This window comes from Streptomyces xiaopingdaonensis, assembly GCF_000262345.1.
GTDB lineage: Bacteria > Actinomycetota > Actinomycetes > Streptomycetales > Streptomycetaceae > Streptomyces > Streptomyces xiaopingdaonensis.
The window spans coordinates 1-16935 of sequence record NZ_AJTQ01000011.1 but is presented as its reverse complement, the minus strand read 5'-3'; the positions used below and the strand labels follow the sequence as shown (position 1 = coordinate 16935).

16 protein-coding genes are annotated in these 16935 nt (G+C 74.5%); 7 read left to right on the top strand and 9 right to left on the bottom strand.

The genetic code is table 11. From position 1 onward, the window contains the following. Window positions 1–190 precede the first annotated feature (190 nt). The 3 genes from UWG_RS0100615 to UWG_RS0100605 are packed head-to-tail and all read right to left on the bottom strand — an operon-like array spanning window position 191 to window position 2630. Window positions 191–973, bottom strand: coding sequence for a polysaccharide deacetylase family protein (locus UWG_RS0100615; RefSeq protein WP_193386393.1), 783 nt, complete (start codon window positions 971–973; stop codon window positions 191–193). Further along, the gene (locus UWG_RS0100610; protein WP_016905262.1) at window positions 967–1833 is read right to left on the bottom strand and encodes a DMT family transporter; all 867 of its coding nucleotides are present in this window, start codon (window positions 1831–1833) and stop codon (window positions 967–969) included. Before UWG_RS0100610 ends, UWG_RS0100615 begins: the two co-directional genes overlap by 7 nt. 14 nt (window positions 1834–1847) lie before the next feature. Continuing rightward, window positions 1848–2630 carry an SDR family NAD(P)-dependent oxidoreductase gene (locus UWG_RS0100605; RefSeq protein WP_016905261.1) on the bottom strand — a complete coding sequence of 261 codons (783 nt, stop codon included), beginning with the start codon at window positions 2628–2630 and terminating at the stop codon, window positions 1848–1850. Between the two features lie 189 nt (window positions 2631–2819). Here UWG_RS0100605 and UWG_RS0100600 point away from each other — a divergent pair, with 189 nt between their 5' ends. Together UWG_RS0100600 and UWG_RS0100595 are read left to right on the top strand one after the other, a co-directional pair. After that, window positions 2820–3920: an MGDG synthase family glycosyltransferase gene (locus tag UWG_RS0100600; protein ID WP_016905260.1), complete on the top strand. Its 1101-nt coding sequence runs from the start codon at window positions 2820–2822 to the stop codon at window positions 3918–3920. Window positions 3921–4029: 109 nt separating this feature from the next. After that, window positions 4030–4563: a ferritin-like domain-containing protein gene (locus UWG_RS0100595; RefSeq protein WP_016905259.1), complete on the top strand. Its 534-nt coding sequence runs from the start codon at window positions 4030–4032 to the stop codon at window positions 4561–4563. 39 nt (window positions 4564–4602) lie between these two features. Here UWG_RS0100595 and UWG_RS0100590 read toward each other — a convergent pair whose 3' ends face one another. Further along, window positions 4603–5061, bottom strand: coding sequence for a hypothetical protein (locus UWG_RS0100590; protein WP_016905258.1), 459 nt, complete (start codon window positions 5059–5061; stop codon window positions 4603–4605). A gap of 161 nt (window positions 5062–5222) precedes the next feature. Here UWG_RS0100590 and UWG_RS0100585 point away from each other — a divergent pair, with 161 nt between their 5' ends. Further along, complete coding sequence (locus tag UWG_RS0100585) at window positions 5223–6338, top strand: pyridoxal-phosphate-dependent aminotransferase family protein (protein WP_016905257.1); 1116 nt, start codon at window positions 5223–5225, stop codon at window positions 6336–6338. Window positions 6339–6543: 205 nt separating this feature from the next. On the opposite strand, the gene UWG_RS0100580 is transcribed toward UWG_RS0100585, so the two are convergent. Both UWG_RS0100580 and UWG_RS0100575 read right to left on the bottom strand, forming a co-directional pair. Beyond that, the gene (locus tag UWG_RS0100580) at window positions 6544–7353 is read right to left on the bottom strand and encodes a cytochrome c oxidase assembly protein (protein WP_016905256.1); all 810 of its coding nucleotides are present in this window, start codon (window positions 7351–7353) and stop codon (window positions 6544–6546) included. After that, a complete protein-coding gene (locus tag UWG_RS0100575; RefSeq protein ID WP_016905255.1) occupies window positions 7353–7916 on the bottom strand; it encodes a DUF2243 domain-containing protein in 564 nt (187 codons plus the stop codon). Before UWG_RS0100575 ends, UWG_RS0100580 begins: the two co-directional genes overlap by 1 nt. Window positions 7917–8258: 342 nt before the next feature. Between UWG_RS0100575 and UWG_RS0100570 the strand changes: the two genes are divergently transcribed. From UWG_RS0100570 to UWG_RS0100560, 3 genes are all read left to right on the top strand, one after another. Further along, window positions 8259–9383 carry a DmpA family aminopeptidase gene (locus UWG_RS0100570; protein WP_193386392.1) on the top strand — a complete coding sequence of 375 codons (1125 nt, stop codon included), beginning with the start codon at window positions 8259–8261 and terminating at the stop codon, window positions 9381–9383. A 159-nt stretch (window positions 9384–9542) separates the two neighbouring features. Beyond that, window positions 9543–11540: an aconitate hydratase gene (locus tag UWG_RS0100565; RefSeq protein ID WP_016905253.1), complete on the top strand. Its 1998-nt coding sequence runs from the start codon at window positions 9543–9545 to the stop codon at window positions 11538–11540. A 145-nt stretch (window positions 11541–11685) separates the two neighbouring features. Next, entirely contained in the window at window positions 11686–12426 is a 741-nt protein-coding gene (locus tag UWG_RS0100560) for an SDR family NAD(P)-dependent oxidoreductase (RefSeq protein ID WP_016905252.1), read from the top strand. Here the strand turns inward: UWG_RS0100560 and UWG_RS0100555 are convergent. Continuing rightward, on the bottom strand, window positions 12396–13274 hold the full coding sequence (locus tag UWG_RS0100555) for a DUF3626 domain-containing protein (RefSeq protein WP_016905251.1): 879 nt from the start codon (window positions 13272–13274) through the stop codon (window positions 12396–12398). The genes UWG_RS0100560 and UWG_RS0100555 overlap by 31 nt on opposite strands. 467 nt (window positions 13275–13741) lie before the next feature. After that, window positions 13742–14176, bottom strand: a complete 435-nt coding sequence (locus tag UWG_RS0100550; protein ID WP_078495561.1) for a cupin domain-containing protein — start codon at window positions 14174–14176, stop codon at window positions 13742–13744. 390 nt (window positions 14177–14566) lie between these two features. On the opposite strand from UWG_RS0100550, the gene UWG_RS0100545 reads away from it, so the two are divergent. Beyond that, on the top strand, window positions 14567–15367 hold the full coding sequence (locus UWG_RS0100545; RefSeq protein ID WP_016905249.1) for an SAM-dependent methyltransferase: 801 nt from the start codon (window positions 14567–14569) through the stop codon (window positions 15365–15367). A gap of 60 nt (window positions 15368–15427) precedes the next feature. On the opposite strand, the gene UWG_RS29245 is transcribed toward UWG_RS0100545, so the two are convergent. Further along, window positions 15428–16935, bottom strand: a 1508-nt coding sequence (locus tag UWG_RS29245) for a PP2C family protein-serine/threonine phosphatase (protein ID WP_016905248.1), incomplete at its 5' end; no start/stop codon positions are given.

The following is a 16935-nucleotide window of genomic DNA, read 5'->3' as shown; positions in this document are numbered from 1 at the left end:
GGCGCGCGTTCGGGCGTACGGCGCGGAACCGGGAGCGTTCCCGCCTGCACCCCGCAGGTGACGTCGGACCCGTCTCGCCGCATGCGTACTCGCAAGGCAACAGGACGCCGTGGCACCGGCGTTCGCCCGCGGCCGGCCACCACCGAAGCCGCCGCCGGAGCGGGCCCCAACTCCCCCCGTATGAGGCACGTCACGGCGTCCCGAGGTCCCGCTCTTCTCCAACTGCCGTCTCCCGCACAGCAGTTCCCGCACGCTCCACGCCGTGCTCCCCCAGGGTGCCCACCCGCCACCCCGCCGCCCGGCACCAGGAGACGAGGTCGGGCAGCGCGTCGAGCGTCGTCCGCCAGGAGCCGGGGGCGCTGGTGTAGTCGCTGTCGTGGAGGAGTACCGTCGCGCCCCCGGTGAGCCGGCGGGAGAGGTCGGCGAGGACACTGCGCCGGTCGGCGGCCGGCCGCCAGTCGCGCCCCCACGCGGTCCACAGCACGGGACGCAGCCGGGCCCGCGCCGCCGCACGCCGCCGACCGGCCGTGAGGATGCCGTACGGCGGCCGGTACCAGGTGGGCGGGGCGGCGCCGAGGTCGCTGATCGTGCCAGCGGTGCGCGCCAGGTCGGCCGCTTCGCGGTGCGGTTCGGGGAACCACGGCTTCTCGTGGCTCCAGCCGTGGACGCCGAGTTCGTGGCCGGCGTCGAGCATGCCGCGGGCGAGCCCGCGGTCGTCCAGGAGGCGCTCTCCGAGGACGAAGAAGGTGGCGCGGACACCGAGGCGGTCGAGGGCGTCGAGGAAGCGGGGGGTGGTGCCGGAATCGGGGCCGTCGTCGAAGGTGAGGGCTATGTGGCCGGGGGACCCGCGCCCGTCGAGCCCGGGCGCGAACCGCTCCCGCACCGGCGGCAGCCACGTGGCGGCGGGGCCTATGTGCCACAGGGCGCCGGCCGAGGCGGCAGCCACCGCGGCCGCCGCACAGCGGTTCACCATGTCTCCTCCCGAGTGTGTCCGGCGACCGCCGGCGCCCGGGCGAGCTGGAAGCTGCCGAAACTGATGAGGGCGAGCGCGGCGATCTCGGGCAGGACCCACACCCCCAGGGTGAGGCGTTCCTCGAAGAGCAGCGCGCCGAGGACGACGCTGAGGAACGCGTCACCGAGCGTGAGCGCGGGTTGCGAGGCGACGAGCGTCCCCGCCCGGAAGGTCAACTGCAGCATCAGGAAACCGAAGAGACCGACGACGGCGACCGTGTACGTCTGCCACGCGGTGAAGAGCGCGCTCCACCCGTCGTTGATCCGCCCCGTCGCGTCCTTCATCAGCGCGGCGGTGAGCGCGAAGGCGACGGCGGTCGCGGAACCGAGCACCGCGGCCTTCGGGGCCGAGGGCAACTGCGTCGCCACGGCGGAGAGCACGGCGATCGCCACGCAGGCCCCGACCCCGACGACCAGCCACCGCTCCCCCGGCACCGAGGGAACTCCGTGCGAGGGCCGCACCATCCACAGCAGCGCGGCGAGGCCCGCGGTCATCGCGGCGAAGGCCAGCCACGTACGCCGGTCGGGCCTGCTGCGGAAGAGCAGGCTCCCGACGACGAGCGTGAACGGCAGCTCCGTCGTCATCACCGGCTGCACGACGGCGAGCCGGCCCGTGGCGAGCGCCGCCGCCTGCGACGCGCCGGAGAGCGCGAGGACGCCGGCGCCCGCCAGCCACACCCGGTCGCGCAGCAGGTGGCGTGCCCAGGCGAGGGCCCGCCGCGTCGACGGCTTCGGCGCCGCGCCGAGGCGCTGGAGCACCGAGGCGACGGCGTTGCCCAGCGCAGCGAGCACGGCGAAGGCGACGGAGACGACTTCCCACACGGGCGGCAGGTCCCCTATCCGAAACGCTGGGCGAGCGAGCGGAAGACGCCGGGTGCGGCGCCCCGCAACCGGGCCGGCACCCCGAGCCACCGGGGCACGTACGTATCGGCCCGGCCGGTGCGCAGCGCCTCGCAGACCGCCGCCGCGACGTCGCCCGCCGCGACGGGACGCGGGCGGCTGCGATGGTAGGGCACCCCGCGCCGCCGGAAGAACGGGGTGTCGACGGCGCCCGGCATCACGAGCGAGACGCTCACCCCGTCACCGCTCACCTCGTACCGCAGGCTGTCGGCGAAGGCGACGAGCCCGCCCTTGGCCGCCGAGTACACGGCCTCGTTCCGCACCCCCACGCAGCCCGCGACCGATCCGATCAGCACGACGCTTCCCCGTCCGCACTCCAGCATCCCCGGCACCACCCCGCGGACGAGGTGGACGACGGCACCGAGGTTGACGTCGAGGACCTCCTCGATCTCCGCGCCGGAGATCGAGTCGAACCGCCCGGCCCAGCCCGCCCCCGCACCGGCGACGAGCGCGTCGACGCCGCCGTGCGCCTCGGCGGCGTCCACGAGGCGCGCGCGGGAGTCGGGGCTCGTCAGGTCGGCGGCGAGCGGGACGCCGCCGGTGCGCGCGGCGAGTTCGTCGAGGCGCTGCTCGTCGCGCCCGTTGAGGAGCAGGCGCCAACGTCCCTGTGCCGCCAGCCGCTCGGCGACGGCGGTCCCGATCCCCGAGGAGGCCCCGGTGACGAGTACCGAGGGCTGCCGGGGGCGCCCGACGGTGCTGCTCTCGGGGCTGCTGGGCATGGCCGCACTCCTGACGAACCGAGGCGAGTACCGGACCCCAGCATGCTGGCAACCCGTGCCGCCCGCTCGTCCGTACCGGCGCGGTGCAGGTGCGCGAACCATCCGTTCGGCCCCAGGCCCGGGACGGGTGGGGAACGGCCGGGGGCGGGATAGTGGTGGCTACGCCTGGTCGGCAGGAGGGAGGCCCGTATGCCGTGCCGCTTCCTGCTCCTGAGCGCCAGCATGGGGGCCGGCCACGACGCCGTCGCCGGCGAGCTCGCGCTGCGGCTGCGGGAGCGCGGCCACGCGGCGGAGGTCCGCGACGTGCTCGGCCTCCTCCCCGCCGGCACCGGCACCGCGCTCCGCAGCGGCTACCGCGCGACGCTGCGGCACGCGCCCCGGCTCTACGGCGCCGTCTACGCGGGGTTCCTCGCGCCCGGGCGCGGGCCGCGGCCCGGCGCAGGCCCGCTCGCGGCGCTCGCCGAGCGGGGGCTGCTGCGCCTCGTCGCGGAGGAGCGGCCCGACGTGGTCGTGGCGACGTTCCATCTGGCGGCGCAGGTCGTCGGGCGGCTGCGCGGCCGCGGTGCGCTGGGGGTGCCGACCGCCGTCTTCCTCGTCGACTTCGCCGTGCACCGCGGGTGGCTCCATCCGGGCAACGACCTCTACCTGTGCGTCACCCGGCAGGCGGCCGACGCGGTGCACGGCGCGCTCGGCACCCCCGCCGAGCCGACGGGCCCCGTCGTGCCGCGCGGTTTCTTCCGGGAACGGGACCCGCAAGGGCACTGGCGGGAGCGGCTGCGGGAGGCGGGGCAGGGGCGGCCCGCGGTTCTCCTCTCGACCGGCGCGTGGGGCGTGGGCGGCGATGTACGGGCGACGACGGGGCAGTTGACCGCGGCCGGCTGCCTGCCGGTGCTGCTCTGCGGACGCGACGAGCGGCTCAGGCGGCAGGCGGCGGATGAGCCGGGGCTGCTGCCGCTGGGCTGGGTGGGAGACCTGCCGGAGCTGATGGCGGAGGTCCGGGTGCTCGTCGACAACGCCGCGGGGCAGACGGCCGTGCAGGCGCTCGCCGCGGGCGTCCCCGTGGTGGGCCACCGCCCGCTCCCGGGGCACGGGGCCGAGGGGATGCGTGCGATGACGGCGGCCGGACTCTGCGCCCGCGCCGAGGGTCCTGAGGAGCCGGGCGCCACCGTCGGACGGCTCGCACGGTCGTCCTCGGCGCGGGCGCCCTATGTCGCAGCCGGTCGCGCCCTCTTCCGCGGCGACGCGGTGCGCAGGCTCGAGGCGCTCGCGGGGCCGGTGGAGCGGACGTAGCAGCGGTCCGCGTGCGGCAAACCGGTGCAGCTCGGCGAGAGGCGGCGCATGCGGGGGCTGCGGGGGAACGGTGGTGGGGCACGTGCAGGCCGGAGCAAAGGAGCACAGGGTGACCGACGACTTCGTGGTCGACGTGAGCAGAATCCGCGACGAGGCGCGGAAGAAGATGGACGAGGGCCCCGTCACGCAGACGTACGGGAGCGACAAGGACCGCGTCATCCAGGTGCTCAACGAGGTGCTGGCGACCGAGGTCGTCTGCTGGCTGCGGTACACGCGGCACGCCATCGTGGCCACCGGGATCGACAGGGCGCAGGTCTCGGACGAGTTCACCGAGCACGCCAAGGAGGAGCTCAACCACGCGCTGATGGCGGCCGAGCGCATCTCGCAGCTCGGCGGCGACCCGGACTTCGATCCGCAGACGCTGCAGCAGCGCACCCAGACGGACTACACGGCACCGCCCGACGGTGACCTGAAGCAGATGCTCAAGGACAACCTGCTGGCGGAGCGGATCGTGATCTCCACGTACCAGGAGATCATCAGGTGGCTCTCCGACCGCGACCCCACGAGCCGGCGCGTGATGGAGAAGATCCTCGAAGAGGAGGAGGACCACGCGGACGACCTGCTCGACCTCATCGGAGGCTGAGCCCCCGTACGCCGGCGGGGGCCCGGGCCCCCGCCGGCGTCAACGCCCGCGCTTGCAGCGGCGCTTGCCGCGCCGCGCCGGACCGCTGCGGCCGCCGGCGCAGAGGAAGCCGAGGCCGATGCCGAGGAGCCAGGAGTCCTTGGCGAGCGGAGTGCCGTCCTGCGTCGGGCGGAGGCTGCCGGGCTCCCGCATCCCTGGCAGCCGCAGGTAGAGCCCGAGGAGCGCGGCGGAGAACCCGGTGAGCGCGACGCCCGCCACCTTCGTGGGGACGAACGGCGCGAGGAGGACGCTGCCGACCGCGACTTCGCCGATGGCGAGGCAGCGGCCGAACTTCGCCGGCTCCATGTCCCCGAGGAAGGGATACGCCGTGCTCGCGGTGGCGTGGATCCCTGCCGCGGTCTCCTCGTCCGCCTGCAGCTTGCCCACGCCCGAGTTGAGGATGAACGCGCCCGTGGCGAGGCGGGGGGCCACGTCGCGCAGTTCGGGGAAAAGTCCCATACCGAACCTCCACGACCGCCACGGAGCAGGGCGGCCTCTCCCCGACGGTAGCGGCGCGCCCGCCGGTCCGCGACCCTGCGCCCAGCGGCGACGGGCGGCTCCGTAGAGTCTGCCGGCGAAACGCCTCGCGCAGGCGAGGGGGACCGCGGAAGGGCCACGCCATGACTGTCCAGGACGGAACCACACCTGAGCTGCTCGACCTCCCACCGCTCGATGCCGGGCACTTCGCGCGCATCGCGGACAAGGTCGCCGCGCTGCTGCGGACGCGCGCCGACGTCGTGGTGATGCAGGGCGAGGCGCTGCTGCCGCTGGAGGCGGCGATCCGCGGGACCGCGCGCGAGGGGGCGACGGCGCTCAACGTCGTCACGGGACCGTACGGGGAGACGTTCTCGGGGTGGCTCCGCTCCGGCGGCTCCCAAGTCGTGGATCTCCAAGCGGAGTTCACGGGGGCGATGACGGCGGAGCGCGTCGCGGAGGCGCTGCGCGCGCACCCGTCGACGGAGCTGGTGTGCCTGGTGCACGCGGAGGCGGCGACGGGGAACACCAACCCGGTAGCGGAGATCGGCGGGGTCGTGCGGGAGCACGGGGCGCTGCTGATGGTCGACGCCGTCGCTTCGGTGGGGGCCGAGCCGCTGCTCACCGACGAGTGGGGGGTGGACCTGTGCGTCGTCGGCGGGCAGAAGGCGCTCGCGGGGCCTGCCGGTGTCTCCGCCGTCTCGGTGAGCGAGCGCGCCTGGGAGCGGATCGCCGCCAACCCGCGGGCGCCGCGCGGCTCCTACCTCTCGCTCCTCGACTGGAAGCGGTGGCTCGACGGCGGCAGGAGCGCCCTGCCGCACGCGCCGGCGCAGTTGGAGATGCTCGCGCTGGAGCAGGCCGCCGACCGGGTGGAGCGCGAGGGGCTCGACGCCGCGCAACGGCGGCACCGTGCGGCCTCCGCCGCGGTCCGCGCGGCGACGCGGGAGCTCGCCGGGCTCTCGCCGTACGTGGTGCGCGACGAAGACGCCGCCCCCGTGGCGACGACGGTGCGCACCGCGGGCACCGACGCGCGCGAGGTCGCGTCCGCAGCGCTCGCGGCGGACGGCTCGGTCCCGGTCCAGCCGACGGCCGGCGACCTCGCACCCGAGGTGCTGCGGATCAACCACTACGGACGCGCGGCCGAACGGGACCGCGTCCTCGCCACGGTCCGCGCGCTCGCCACCGCGGTACGGGCGCCGGGAGGCGCGGAGGACGCCGCGGTACGGGCGGCGGAGGCCGCGTGGGGTGCGGCGGTCCGCTGAGACGCGGGACCGCCTCGCGCACCGCGGCCGAGGCCGCGCGGGCGGCGGCCGACCGCCGAGACGTGCCCCGGGCTCGGCCGCGTTCGCCCCACCTCGACCACCGCGCCCGACGACCGCACGGGGCGCGGCCGTCCGCCGGGACGAACCCCGCGCCCACGCCGCCGCCACACACCACCCGGCGCCCCGCCGAGGTCCGGGTTCGCGTTCAGGCCGCCTCGCGCACCCTCGCCCGTGCCGGGCGGGTCCGGCGTTCGGGGCGCCAGGTGGCCACCAGCGCGGCGGCGAGCAGGAGTTCGGCGATGTCGCCGGCGTAGTACATCAGCTCCGCGCCCTGTCGGACCTCGTCGATGGGCGCGTGGATGTGGACGAGGAAGCCGCCGTAGATCGCCTGCGCGATCAGGGCGTGCGCGGCGATGGCACCGCCGAGGCAGACCAGCCGGGTCGGCGCTCCGGGCCGCGCGGGCGCGGGGTCGGGTCCTGCCACGGCGTGGGCGAAGAGGCAGCCGGACGCGAGGAAGTGCGCGTCCATCAGGGGGTGTCCGGCGGGGTGGGCGAGGGCGGCCTCGTAGAGCGGGGTGAAGTAGAGCAGGCCCAGGCTGCCCGTACTCAGCAGCAGTGCCGCCGCGGGGTGGGCGAGGACGCGTGCGGGTGGGCTGTGCAGCACCGCCGTCACCCGGCGGGCGCCGGCGGGACGGAGGGTGCGGAGCAGCAGGGTGACGGGCGCGGCGAGCACGAGCGCCAGCGGCGCGTACATGCCGATGAGCATGTGCCGTGCCATGTGGACGCGGAAGTCGGTGTGCGCGGCGGACTCGAGCGGCGGCAGCAGCGCCACGGCGAGCAGCGCCAGCCCCGCGAGGAGGGAAGCGCAGCGCCAGGGGCTCCAGCTCTGCACGGGGTTGCGGCGCTTGGCGCGGCGTACGGCGTACAGGTAGGCGACGCCTCCGGCGAGCAGGACCGGCAGTACGAGCGGGCCGACGGCGAAGGCGTCGTGGTGCGCCGGGTGTGCGCCGTCCATCAGCGCTCCCCAGCGCGGTGGCCGCCGCGGGGTGTACCGGGTTCGAAGGGCCGGCCGGTGCGCTGGAGCAGGTAGCCGCAGAGCAGGAGCAGGCAGCCGGCGACGAGGAAGCCGATGTCCCACCACAGTTGGTAGGGGCCGCCGTGGACGTGGTGGATGGCGAGGATGTGGTGGTCGAGGATGCCCTCGACCAGGTTGAAGAGGCCCCACCCGGCGACGATCCATCCCCACAGGACCGGCGAGGTCCACACGGCCCGCCTGTTGTGGGTGACGCGGGAGTGGAGGACGGCGAGGCCCAGCAGCACCGCGAGCCAGCAGACGGCGTGGAAGATGCCGTCCCAGACGGTGTTCATCTCCAGCCCCGAGACCGTGCCGGGGTTGTAGTACTTCACCCCGATGCGGTCGTCGTTGGTTCCGGTGAGCATGTGGTGCCACTGGAGGAGCTGGTGGAGCAGGATGCCGTCGACGAACCCGCCGAGCCCGACGCCCAGGACGATCCCCGGCAGTCGGAGGCTGTCGGGTCGCGCAGCGGCCTCCGGGCTGGTGCCCGCCATGGTGGTCATCGCCTGGTCTCCGCCCTGTCGACAGTTCGCCGTTCCGCCGACAGGCGTTCCCCGGCCGCTGCCCGGACCACCGGCTCGTGCGCTGCTTCCGCCGTTTCGCCCACGTCCGGCGGGGCACGGGCGGAGCGGACAAGGCGCGTCACTCGGTGGAGAGGTCCAGGAGACGCCGGCGTGCGGGGTGCGTCGCGCGGTGACGTACGGGGAGGCTGACGAGGGAGCACGTGCCGGGTCTCTTCGCCGGTTTCCCACTCGCCACGTCCGCCGCGCGCGTCAACCGCCCTGCGTCGCGAGGCCGTTGGCGGCACCATGGTTCCCGCGGCGCGGCGCCCGTACGCTCGGCGCATGGCTGAAGATCGCATGCGTGCGCGGGCGGCGGGCATACCCCTCGACGGCGAGACCGGACCGTGGAACGCGCTCACCGACGTGCCGGGCGTCGAGGTCGGGTACGTCACGCTCGTCGAGGGCGCCGACGTGCGGACGGGGGTGACGGCGATCCTGCCCCGCGGGCGGGCCGGGGTCGGCGATCCGTGCGCCGCAGGCTGGCACGCCCTCAACGGGAACGGCGAGATGACCGGCACGGTCTGGCTGGAGGAGACCGGCTCCCTCGCCGTGCCCGTCCTCCTCACCAACACGTACGCCGTCGGGCCCGTCCACCGCGGGGTCGTCGAGTGGCTCGGCCGGAACTGCCGGGGCACGGCGCCCGAGTGGCTGCTCCCCGTCGTCACCGAGACCTGGGACGCGCACCTCAACGACATCCACGGCACGGCCGTCCGACCCCGCCACGCCACCGAGGCGATCGAGGCCGCGGGCTCGGGTCCGCTCGCCGAGGGCGCCGTCGGCGGAGGCACGGGCATGCGGTGCTACGGGTTCAAGGGCGGTTCGGGGACGGCCTCGCGCGTCGTCGCGTACGGCTCCGACCGGTACACCGTCGGCGCCTTCGTCCAGGCGAACTTCGGGGCCAAACGGGAGTTGACGGTCGCCGGCGTGCCCGTCGGCAGGGACCTCCCCGACCCGGACGCGCTCGCCGCCTCCGAGACCGGCGCGGCCCCGGGGACGCGGCCGGTGCCGCCGGGCGCCGGCTCGATCGTGGTCGTCCTCGGCACCGACGCGCCGCTGCTCCCCGGCGAGTGCAAGGCGCTCGCGCGCCGCGTCCCGCTCGGCCTCGCCCGCACGGGCACCACGGGCAGCCACTTCTCGGGAGACCTCTTCCTCGCCTTCTCCACGGCCAACTCCGGTGCGCTGAGCAGCACTTTCCCCCAGGACGAGGCCGACGCGCCCTACGAGTCCCTCCGCTTCGTGCCCTGGGGCCGGATGGACCGCTTCTACGAGGCGGTGGTGGAGTGCGTCGAGGAGGCGGTCCTCAACGTCCTCACCGGTGCGGCCTCGATGACAGGACGCGGAGGGAACCACGTGCCGGCGTTGCCACTGGCGCGGACGCGGGAGCTGCTGGAGGCGCGGGCGGTGTGACGGTCTCCGCACGGGACCGCCTCCCGTCGCCCGCAACCTGCTCCCCCGCAAGGGGATTACCGCTCGCCCGCCCGGGGAAAGCGGCCCGGACACGCGAGCGGCAGGGCCGCGTACGGGCACGAGCGGGCGGAGGGTGGGCGACGACGAGGAGGCTTACCCATGGCGAAGCGGGCACACGGAACCGTCGCGCATCAGCTCATCGAAGGACACCTGGTGGAGGGGGTGCCGGAGCCCGGTGAGGAGGTCGGCCTCCGCGTCGACCAGACCCTCACGCAGGACGCCACCGGCACCCTGGTCATGCAGGAGCTGGAGGCGCTCGGGCTCGACCGCGTGCGCACCGAGGTGAGCGTGCAGTACGTGGACCACAACATCCTCCAGGCCGACGAACGCAACGCGGAGGACCACGCGTTCCTCCGCTCGGCGGCGCACCGCTTCGGGCTGTGGTACTCCAAGCCGGGCAACGGCGTCTCGCACCCGACGCACATGCAGCGGTTCGGCAAGCCGGGGCGCACCCTCGCCGGCTCCGACTCGCACACCTGCGCGGCGGGCTCGCTCGGGATGCTGGCGATCGGCGTCGGCGGTCTGGAGGTCGCGCTGGCGATGGCCGGGCGCCCGCTCTACCTGCGTATGCCGCAGATCTGGGGGGTGCGGCTCACCGGCGAACTGCCGCCGTGGGTCAGCGCGAAGGACGTCATCCTCGAGCTGCTGCGCCGGCACGGAGTCAAGGGTGGCGTCAACCGCATCCTGGAGTACCACGGTCCCGGTCTCGCGCGCCTGACGGCGATGGACCGGCACGTGATCGCGAACATGGGCGCCGAACTCGGCGCCACCACAAGCGTCTTCCCCGCCGACGTGACCGTCCGCGACTTCCTCCGCAGCGAGGGCAGGAGCGAGGACTTCACCCCGCTCGCGCCCGAGGGCGACGCCGCCTACGACCTGGAGGAGGAGATCGACCTCTCCTCCCTCGAACCGCTGATCGCCCGCCCCTCCTCCCCCGGGAACGTGGTGCCGGTGCGCGAGGTGGAGGGCGAGAGCGTCGACCAGGCGGTGATCGGCTCCTCGGCCAACCCGGGGCTGCGGGACTTCGCGGTGGCCGCGACGATGGTGCGCGGGCGGTCCACGGCCGACGGCGTCAGCTTCGACGTCAACCCGACGTCCCGCGAGATCCTCCAGGACCTCACCAGGCTCGGCGGGACCTCCGACCTGATCCAGGCGGGGGCGCGCCTCCACCAGAGCGGGTGTCTCGGCTGCATCGGCATGGGGCAGGCGCCGGCCGTCGGCCGCAACTCGCTGCGCACCTTCCCGCGGAACTTCCCCGGCAGGTCCGGCACCGAGGACGACTCGGTCTGGCTCTGCTCTCCCGAGACGGCCACGGCCTCCGCGCTCACCGGCGTCATCACCGATCCCCGGCGCTGGGCCGCCGACGTCGGGCTCGACCCGGCGGAGCAGGCGGACGGCCTCGGCCCGCCCCGGCGCGCCGCCGTCAACACCGCGATGCTGGAGGCGCCGCTGCCGCCGGAGGAGGCGGTCCGGGTCGACCTCGACCGCGGCCCGAACGTTTCCGCGCTGCCCGAACTCGACGCGCTTCCCGATGAGTTGACCGGTCCCGTCCTCCTGACGGCGGGCGACAACGTCTCGACGGACGAGATCTCGCCGGCCGGAGCACGGGCCCTGCCGTACCGCTCGAACATCCCGAAGCTCGCCGAGTTCACCTTCACCCGGATCGACCCGGAGTACCCGGCGCGCGCGGGCCGTACCGAGGGGGCGCACTTCGTGGTCGGCGGCGAGAACTACGGGCAGGGCTCCTCCCGCGAGCACGCCGCCATCACCCCGCGCTACCTCGGACTCCGGGCCGTCCTGGCCAAGTCCTTCGCGCGCATCCACTGGCAGAACCTCGTCAACTTCGGTGTTCTTCCCTTGGAGTTCGAGGACCCGGCGCAGGCGGACCGGATCGCCAGGGGCGCCACCCTGCGCCTCCCCGACCTCCACCGCGCGCTCGGCGACGGCGCCGAGCCGCTGGTGCGCGTGGAGAACACCGATCGGGGCGAGGAGTACACCGTGCGGCACAGCCTCTCGCCGCGCCAGTGCCGGATCATCCTCGCGGGCGGCATCATCCCGGCGCTCGCCGGGGGCGCACTCCCCGATCCGGGCGCCTGACGGTCGATCCCGACCCGGCTCTCTCACTCGAACCGGTGGAACTTGCTGCCACCGCCCGGACGTTCAGGCACACCTCCGGACATACGGGACGTATCGTCGCGTCCAGCCCGGCGGCAGGGCAGGGAACCTCGGCGAGGAGACGGCGATGGCACGACTCGACGGCAGGACGGCGCTGGTGACCGGCGGTGCGGGCGGCGTAGGCAAGGCCACGGCCAAGCGCCTGGCACGCGAGGGCGCCGCCGTCGCCGTCGCCGACCTGCACCACGAGCCGGGCACGACGCTCGCCGAGGAGATCGAGGAGGCGGGCGGCCGCGCCGTCTTCCTCGACCTCGACGTGACGGACCCGGAAGGCTGGACGCGCGCGGTCCAGGGCGTCGCGGAGCGCTTCGGCGGCCTCGACGTCCTCGTCAACAACGCGGGCGTCGGCGACGACGGGTCGCTGGAGGAGACCGACGTCGACACCTACCACCGGGTCGTCGCCGTCGCGCAGACGAGCGTCTTTCTCGGCATGAAGGCGGCGGCCGAGCTGCTCAAGGCGTCGCCCGCGGCCTCCGTCGTCAACGTCGGCGCGCTCTTCGGCGCCTCGGGCGGCTCCGGGAGGGCGCCCGCGCACCACGCGGCGGAGGGCGCCGTCCGGCTGCTCACCAAGAACACCGCGCTCCACTGGGCCAGGGACGGCGTCCGCGTCAACAGCGTCCACCCGGGCTTCGTCGGGACGCCGTTCCTCGGCGAGGGGGACAGGGCTCCGCTGGTGGAGGCGACGCCCCTGGGGAGGCTCGGGGAGCCGGCCGAGGTCGCCGCCGCGATCGCCTTCCTCGCCTGCGACGACTCCTCCTTCGTCACCGGCACGGAGATCTACGTGGACGGTGGGCTCACCGCACGGTGAGAGCCGGCCGCGTCGGGGCTCCCGAAGCGGGCAACGCAGTGCCATACCTTCTTGACCGTCCGCGGTTCGTGACGGCCGCTGACGGCCGCCTCTCCCACCAAGCGTGGATCGAGGACACCGTCTGCCGCGATCTCCTCGGCCGCCTCGACGATGCGCTGCCCGCGGTAGCCGGGGCGCCGGCGGAGTTCGTCGACCGTCAGGCGAAACCCGGCGTGCCACTCCACGGGGCAGGGAAGCCGTCGTGCGACCGGCTCCAGTGCTGTGCCGCGGTGGCAGGGGTCGAGAACCAGCGCCTCCACGTCGCGGTCGAGTCGGACGCTTCCGTGTACGTGCGCCTCCACGTAGTCGTCGAGCGCGTCCCTGCCGTCCGACCGGTCGAGCGCTACCGGCCCGAGGCGTTCGGCGGTGCCGAAGAGCGTCGGCCCGAAGGCGCTGTCGGGGTAGCAGAAGGTGCTGCGGCGCAGGGCCCCGGCGGTGAGTCTCAGGTGCGCCGAGCCGAAGCGAGGTGCGGCGCCGGCCGTCAGGCGGCGCTGGTCGAGCGCGCCGTAGACGGGCCGCGCCGCGGGCGGCGCGTGATCGTAGGCACCGCCGAACATCTGGCTCTCCCACCGCCATCGGTCCCCACCGGGGTAGGCGGTCAGTCCTCCGTTGCTTGTCTCGGTGACGAACTGCGAGAGGTAGACGCCGCTTTCGGCGAGCGCCTCGACGACAGTGGCGCCGCGGGCCGGGCGGTCGGGATGGAAGTTGACGGTGATCCGCGCGTCCGGCGACACGGGCGGCCCGGCCGCCACGGCGGCCACGTGCGCGAGCGCGCAGCGCTGCAGGGGCAGAAGGATGTCGGCGGCCATGCTCGCAGTGTGCCGGGAACGGGCGGGCGGAGCACGCGGATTTGCGAGAGGCGTCCGCTGCCGCTCGCAGGGCCGGGAGCCCCCGGCCGCAGTGGGAGTGCGAAGGGCCGTCCACGGAGCGCTGTCTTGCCACCTTGCCCGGGCCGTGGCCGCATGCCGCATGCCGCATGCGACCCGGCGGTGAACGGGCGTGCCGTGGACAGTCGTTCAGCGGAAGATCGGGAGGCCGGGCGCGAGGGAACGGGCCGTCGACGTCACCGCCGTCGGCCCCGGCCCGCCCGTGCGGCTCGTCCCACCGGTGCGTCCACCCGCTCCAGACGGGGTGGTTGAGCGGTGTACTCGGCGGCGCGGACCGCCTTGGGTGCTCGTGAACTCGACCCGCCGCCCCCAACGCACCGCCGCCGCCCGAAGCCGAGGCCCAGCACACCCCGACTCCGCCACGCCGACCCCGGTTCGACGCGAAGCCCTCACTCGAAGTCGCAGCCGGGGTTCTCCGCGTCCTCCGCGTGCTCGCTGCCCTCCGGCAGGACGTAGAGGACCTTCATCACCACCGTGGTCTCCCCGAGGTTCCGCCCGATGTGGACGTTGGTCCCGCCGGCCGGCTCCGTGAACCGGTCGCCGGGGCCGTAGACGCCGTCGACCGCGCAGTCCGCAGCGTTGTGCGTCAGGGTGCCCCGCTCCACTTCGGCGTGGAGGACACCGGCGTGCGTGTGCCAGCCCGTGGAGCCGCCGGGCGCCACGTGGAGCTGCTTGAGTACGTAGTCGGTGCCATCGACGGTCCGCTCCGCCAGCGTCGTGGCCTCGACTCCGCGGCCCGGCGTCGCCGAGGCGGCCGTGGCCGTGGCAAGGAGCACGGCGGCCGCCGCCGCGAGTACCGGCATCCCTCTGCTGGCCATGCGCATGGGCAAACCTCTTCCTCTCAACACTGCCCGCCCGGCGGGCACTTGGCCTTCCGAGAGGAATATGCGCACAAGGACGCGGAACCATTCCTGAGTCCGCGATCCCGGTCGACCGCAGAAGAAGGTTGCCCACGACCGTCCCCGACTCCCACGTCCGGCATACGCGACCAACGACGTGCGAGACGTCGCCCCGCTCCCCCGCCGTTTGCTGAGAAGACGCTCCCCCGACGCACGGGCACCGAGCAGCGCCGCGCAACACCGGCCTTCCACTTCCGCCACCGCCGCGCACCTGCTAGTTTCCGCGACGCGCCCCGACTCCGTACACGAGTCACCGACCGCCCTCGCACCCCGCGCGCCCGGCCGGACGCCGACCGACCCGATCGAGAGGCAGCCATGCCCGAGACGCACGAGACGCTCCGCACCGACCGGCCCCACTCCGCCCGGATGTACGACTACTACCTCGGCGGAGAGGACTGGTTCGAGGCCGACCGACGCACCGCCGAGGCCGTCGTCGAGGCGTTCCCCCACATCCCCGTCCTCGCCCGCGCCAACCGCGCCTTCATGCACCGTGCGACGCGCACTCTCGCGCGCGACTTCGGCGTCCGCCAGTTCCTCGACATCGGGACCGGCATCCCCACCGCGCCCAACCTCCACCAGATCGCGCAGCAGATCGCCCCCGAGTCCCGCATCGTCTACGCCGACAACGACCCGCTCGTCCTGGAGTACGCCGAGACGCTGCTCAGCGGCGCTCCGGAGGGCGGCCTCGCGTACGTCGAAGCCGACGTGCGGACCGACGACCTCCTCGCCTCGCGCCAGGTCCGCGAGACCCTCGACCTGACGAGCCCCGTCGCGCTCTCCCTCGTCGCCCTGATGCACTTCGTCTCGGACGACGACGGACCCCACGCGCTGGTGCGCAGCCTCGTCGACGCGCTGCCCTCCGGCAGCTTCCTCGTTCTCTCCCACGGCACCCACGAGTTCGCCACCGAGGAGGAGGCACGCCGAGGCGAGCAGATGTACCGGGACGGGGGCGCCGAACTGCGTTCCCGCACCCGCGCCGAGATCGAGCCGTTCTTCGCCGGACTCGAACTCCTCGCGCCCGGGCTCGTCCCCGGCCACCGCTGGCGCCCGGACGGGCCCGTCCACCACACCGACGCGGAGGCCGCCTTCTTCGCCGGCGTGGCACGGAAGCGCTGAGCCTCCCTCCCGCATCAGGCGCCAACCAGCCTCCGTCGCGGGGGAGTCGGGGCCGGACGGTCACCGGAAGTGGAGCGCGAGCACCGTCGCGTCGTCGTCCGTCCAGGGGCCGACGAGTTCGCTCATCAGGGTTTCGACGGCGGCGTGCGCATCGCTCCACTCCCGTGCGGCGGCGTCCAGCAGGTGCCGCACCCCCACGTCCGGGTCCTCGCCGCGGCGTTCCACCATGCCGTCGGTGTAGAGGAGCAGCAGGTCCCCCGCCTCCAACTGCACGGCGTCCACGGCGTATCCGGCCAGCGTGTCGACGCCCAGCAGGACACCGAGCGGCGCGTCCAGCGGCTCGGCGCTCCCGTTCCGGACGAGTACGGGCGCCGGGTGCCCCGCGCTCGACCAGCGGAAGGTGCGTTCCGCGGGGTCGAGGTGGCCGAGCGCCGCCGTGGCGGTCGTGTCGATGCCGTCGTGGTAGACCACCTCGCCGAGACGGGCGGCGAGTTGGGCCGCGTCGCCTTCCGTGTAGGCGAGCCCGGCGAGGGCGGCGCGCTGCTGCACGGCGCGGCTCGCCGCGTCGACGCCGTGCCCCGAGGCGTCCCCGATCGCGACGAGCAGCCGCCCGTCCGGGAGGCTGCGGCACTTGTACCAGTCACCGCCCACCCTCCGGTCCCACGGCAGGTACCCGGCGGCGACGGAGAGCCCGGGCGCCGTGGTTTCGGGCAGGCGGGGCGTCAGGGCGCGGCGCAGCGTCTCGGAGACCTTCCGCTCGGCCGCCGCCTCCTGCCGGAGCCGATGTGCCGCCTCGCGCACTCGCCGCAACTCCTGTTGCTCGCGGTGCTGTTCGGTGATGTCGCGGACGGTGAAGAGCAGCGATTCCGGTGGCCCGCCGGCCTGTGCGCCGCCCGGCTGCCCGAGCCAGCGGAGCGTCTTCTCCTCGCCGCCGACGTGGACGGTGACGGCGCTCTCCGAGACCTCCTCGCCCTGGAGCAGCCCGCTCACCTGCCGCGAGAAGTCCACCAGGTCGCGCGGGTCGAGGAGGCGTGCGAGCTCCGTCGCCTCGGCGGGGACCCGCTCCGACGCGTCCGGCAGGCCGAGCAGCTCCCGCAGCCCGGCCGACGCGTAGACCTCACCGTTGAGCAGGTCCCACTCGGCCCACCCCATCCTGCTGGAGCGCTGCACCCGCTCGCTGAGCTCCGAGGGCCGCTGCGCCTCCCAGGCGACGAGCAGCATCCCGTCGTAGGGGCTCGCCGTCCCGTGCACCCGGACGACCACCGAGCGCCGGTCGACCACGTCGAGGTAGTCGACGTTCTCGAAGCTCCGGGGCTCGCCGCCGGCGAGGACGTCGGCGTAGAAGTCGTGGAGTCCGCCCGCCCGGATGCCGGGGTTGCTCTCGGAGAGCGGGCGGTCGAGGAGCGCCGCGGGGTCGCGGACCCAGCTCTCCGTGCCGACCGCGTTGCCGGCGACGAGGGTGAAGTCGACGACCGCGCCGTCGGGGCCGAGGTCGGGGCGGAGGATCGCCGACGGCGTCGTCGCGACGCTGAGGACGGGCCGCGCCCAGTCGGGTGCGCCCTGGCCGA